The sequence below is a fragment of the Photorhabdus temperata genome, from assembly GCF_025384845.1.
GTDB classification, from domain to species: domain Bacteria; phylum Pseudomonadota; class Gammaproteobacteria; order Enterobacterales; family Enterobacteriaceae; genus Photorhabdus; species Photorhabdus temperata.
In genome coordinates this window covers 1-3,543 of the sequence record NZ_JAJAFX010000127.1, presented here as the reverse complement: position 1 = coordinate 3,543, position 3,543 = coordinate 1, and the positions used below count along the sequence as shown (strand labels likewise).

General features: G+C 41.8%; 3 protein-coding genes. All 3 read right to left on the bottom strand.

The features are described from left to right. Window positions 1-168: 168 nt before the first annotated feature. Entirely contained in the window at window positions 169-903 is a 735-nt protein-coding gene (locus LGZ99_RS23660; RefSeq protein WP_262979764.1) for a hypothetical protein, read from the bottom strand. A gap of 103 nt (window positions 904-1,006) precedes the next feature. Then, window positions 1,007-1,759: a hypothetical protein gene (locus tag LGZ99_RS23655; RefSeq protein WP_023046702.1), complete on the bottom strand. Its 753-nt coding sequence runs from the start codon at window positions 1,757-1,759 to the stop codon at window positions 1,007-1,009. Then, window positions 1,756-3,543 (bottom strand): lipase family protein (locus tag LGZ99_RS23650; RefSeq protein ID WP_262979763.1); only part of this gene is annotated, 1,788 nt, incomplete at its 5' end. The genes LGZ99_RS23655 and LGZ99_RS23650, both read right to left, overlap by 4 nt.

The window sequence follows — 3,543 nt, the reverse complement described above, 5'->3', positions numbered from 1 at the left end:
CCCTTTCCAGTAGATGAAAAGGGGAAAAGCCAGTTAAAAAAGGTATCACTAAACGCCCAATAAATAAAAGACAGCAATAACAATAACAACGAAACCTTTAATATTTTCATACTGGGAGTTCCTTACTATCGCATTTCATATTTATCATGGTCAGTTTTCCTGATGAGATTACTTTATATATCGGTAATCGACTTCTTGGGTATTGGTTTCAATGTGTCCATTTGGATATTCAACCCACTCCTTTTCTTTAGTCACGGTGATTTTCGGCATTTTGGTTTCATCCAACTTAGGTTTAAAGGTAATTTTCCATTCAGCTCCTGGAACCAACGTTAACCGAAAGGGGCGCATTCTCACTTCACCTTGTAAGAATATTCTGTTCGGATGTTTCTCAACCATCTTCAAAACAGGATAAATAATGGGACTGTAATTAATAGTATCCAATGCCGCAGTTTCGCTAAGATTTGTTCGGGCTGCATCGTTGATAAAGGCGGTTAAACCCGTTCCTCCACCTCCTTCATATATAACAACATCTTTCATCAGATGACTAACATCGGTATAACTCACAGACACAAAGGCACGGTTGATTTTCCATTTGCACCAGCCTCCGCCATTAAAAGGTAATTTCGCCTGAAAGTAACCCGTTTTCGGATCGGCCTTCACACTCAGACGTAATCCGTGATAGGTCGGCACCTTATAAAGGGACATGTCAGCATGCCATTGATATTTTAGGCAATTTTTTGATATGTACACAGCAGACACATGCGGTTTTGTGTATTTCGGCGCGACTCCTTCTACCGAGATCCACTGATTCTCTTTAGGGGGAGAAAGTGGTTCATTTGGGTCAGCACATCCTGAGATTAATATAACTAACAATACCGGTAAGTATTTTTTTATATTTATCATGGTCAGTTTTCCTCGATACCTACAACGTTATCTGTATAGCGTGTGCCTATATATCCTATTTATTCTGCTTGAAGTAAATAAACAAGCAACTATTCCGGTGATATTACTTTATGTAACGGGTATCTACCATTTGAGTATCAGTTTCAATGTGTCCATCGGGATATTCAACCCATTCTCCCTTCCCGTTAGTAATGGTAATCTTTGGCATTTTGGTTTCATCCAGTTTAGGCTTATAGATAATTTTCCATGCAGCGCCTGATGTTAACTTAAATCGAAAGGGATACATACCGACCCTACCCTGTAAGAATATTCTTTTCGGACGCCCTTCAACTACTTTCAGGACAGGGTAAATAACTGGACTAAAATCAATAGCATTCAATGCCGCTATTTCGCTAATATTCGTCTGGACTGCGTCATTGATAAAGGCGATTAAGCCTGTTCCCTCCGCGCCTTCCTCCTGAATAGCATTTTTCACCAGATGGCTGACATCGGTATAACCTACCGTCACAAAAGCCCGGTTGATTTTCCATTTGCACCAGCCTCCACCACTGAAGGGTAATTTCGCCTGAAAATGGCCGGTTTTTGGATCTGCCTTTACATCCAGGCGCAATCCGTTATAGGTCGGTACCCTATAAGGAGACATATCTGCATGTAACTGATATTCAAAACAATCTTTTGAGATATACTCTGCCGACACATACGGTTTTGTGTATTTCGGCGCGACACCCTCCACGGTTATCCACGGCCCCTTTCCTTCAGATGAAAAGGGAAAAAGCCAGTTAAAAAAAGTATCCCCCATCGACCAGTAAATAAAATACAGCAATAATAATGACAGCGTGACTTTTAATATTTTCATACTGAGAGTTCCTTACCATCACAGTAATGCTGTAAGGCCAATTTCCCCTTTTCTTCCTGTTGACTGACGACCAACGATGTTATTAACTGTTTGTCCATTTCCAGAAAACAGAGATTACGGTAATAAATAGCATCTGGGATCAGTTTTTTATAAACATCCATTTTCTCCTTAAATTGACGCTGACTGTCCTGATAAACCGTCATTTTATCCGGTTCGCATAACTCTTTAAGACGGGCATTAATATAACCGGCATATCTAGATGAAAAGTGGTTAAGAATACTTAATTTGTCTTTTAATTCAGGATTTTTATTTTCAGCAAATAATTTATCCTTTTCTTCCGGGGTGAGCTGGTTAAACAGGGCGTTTTGCTGTTCACCTGCCTGCCCGAACAAGTGTTCTGTTTCTTTATCCAGCTCAGGAATTAAATACAATTTTGTCGTATTGCTTAATATTTCCTCTGCACTTAATCTGGTTATCAGCGATACATTACTGGCGGCAATCAGCCATTCCGGGCAGGCACTGGCTTTTAAAAAATGAACCACTTTGCCATGATGCAGATAAATTTCTTTACTGGCTGTCGCTTGTTTAATGGCTTTAACAATCGGTGACGGTGACACGAGTTTCATAATTTCCCAGTCATACCCCGCTGGCGTCCAGTAATTGAAAAAACCATTATCCATATCTTTCTCAAATGGCACAGAAGGAACGGGGTCATCTTCATTCACATGACGATAATGGGTAATAGAAGATAATTCCTGCACTGCACTGCGAGTTAACGTTCTCGGCATCCCATAACTGTAGAGACAAGGATTGTGTTCTTTCAATTGTGCACTGTGCAGTAATGCCAGTGCGCCACCCAAACTGTGACCACAAATAAATAGCTTTTTTCCTTTAACCAAGTCTAGAATATCGCTGAATACTACTATATTTTCATCACTTGGGACTTTTAGCTTTCCAACCAAACTGAACGCTTCCCAGAACCCTTTATGCACTTTACCATTATGAATAAATTCACTGCACAGCGCTTTTTCATCATCACAGCTCAATTTCAGGGGCTGGAACGTAGTATCCGTTAAGGCATCTCTCCAACTGGCTGTACCCCGCCAACTAACAACCACATCATTTTGACTGGCCGCATAAAACAGTTGGGTATCCCCCTGCTTGTTGTTTCCTGCTCGTGAATCAATAAACTCCACCCGAGTATAACGTTCACTAAATGGCACATCGTAGACCACAGGTGTTGCCGACAATTCCTCCATTTTATAGGGAAAGGTTGAAACATCCACCATTTGCCGGTTAAAAAAATGTTTAACAGAGCCTTCTACATTGACATCACCATCGGCATAAGCCAACACACTCATCAAACACTGGTTATGTGCATTAACTAGGGAATACTCTTTCTGATGGTGCAACAGTAAAACCCAGGCCCGAAACGGACATACTTCCAGAACATGCCGGCAGTTTAGCTGGCGGGAATAAAACCCTTTGGGTTCTGGATTCGGAAAATGATAGTGTGGTGGTTCTTTCTCTGTCCAATCCTTGATCACCGGCAACCCATCACTAATCTGCCCGATAGTTACATAATGATAGTGATGGCCTTCAGCTTCTGCTTTGGGCTTCACCACCGACGCCGCTTCACCGCGTATTTCCCGCAATGGCCGCTGTTCCATCTCATCGGCCAAGGGTTGGGCACCGATATACAGTGTTATCGGATGGGGTGGCATATCCTCTTCCCGGAATAATCCATTGCCATCGGTAACACCTTGACGTCCCATCAGAGGATT

What these genes read in the sequence shown, in the direction of transcription:
- LGZ99_RS23660 (WP_262979764.1), bottom strand. Translation starts at nt 903, where the DNA reads ATGATAAATATAAAAAAATACTTACCGGTATTGTTAGTTATATTAATC.
- LGZ99_RS23655 (WP_023046702.1), bottom strand. Translation starts at nt 1,759, where the DNA reads ATGAAAATATTAAAAGTCACGCTGTCATTATTATTGCTGTATTTTATT.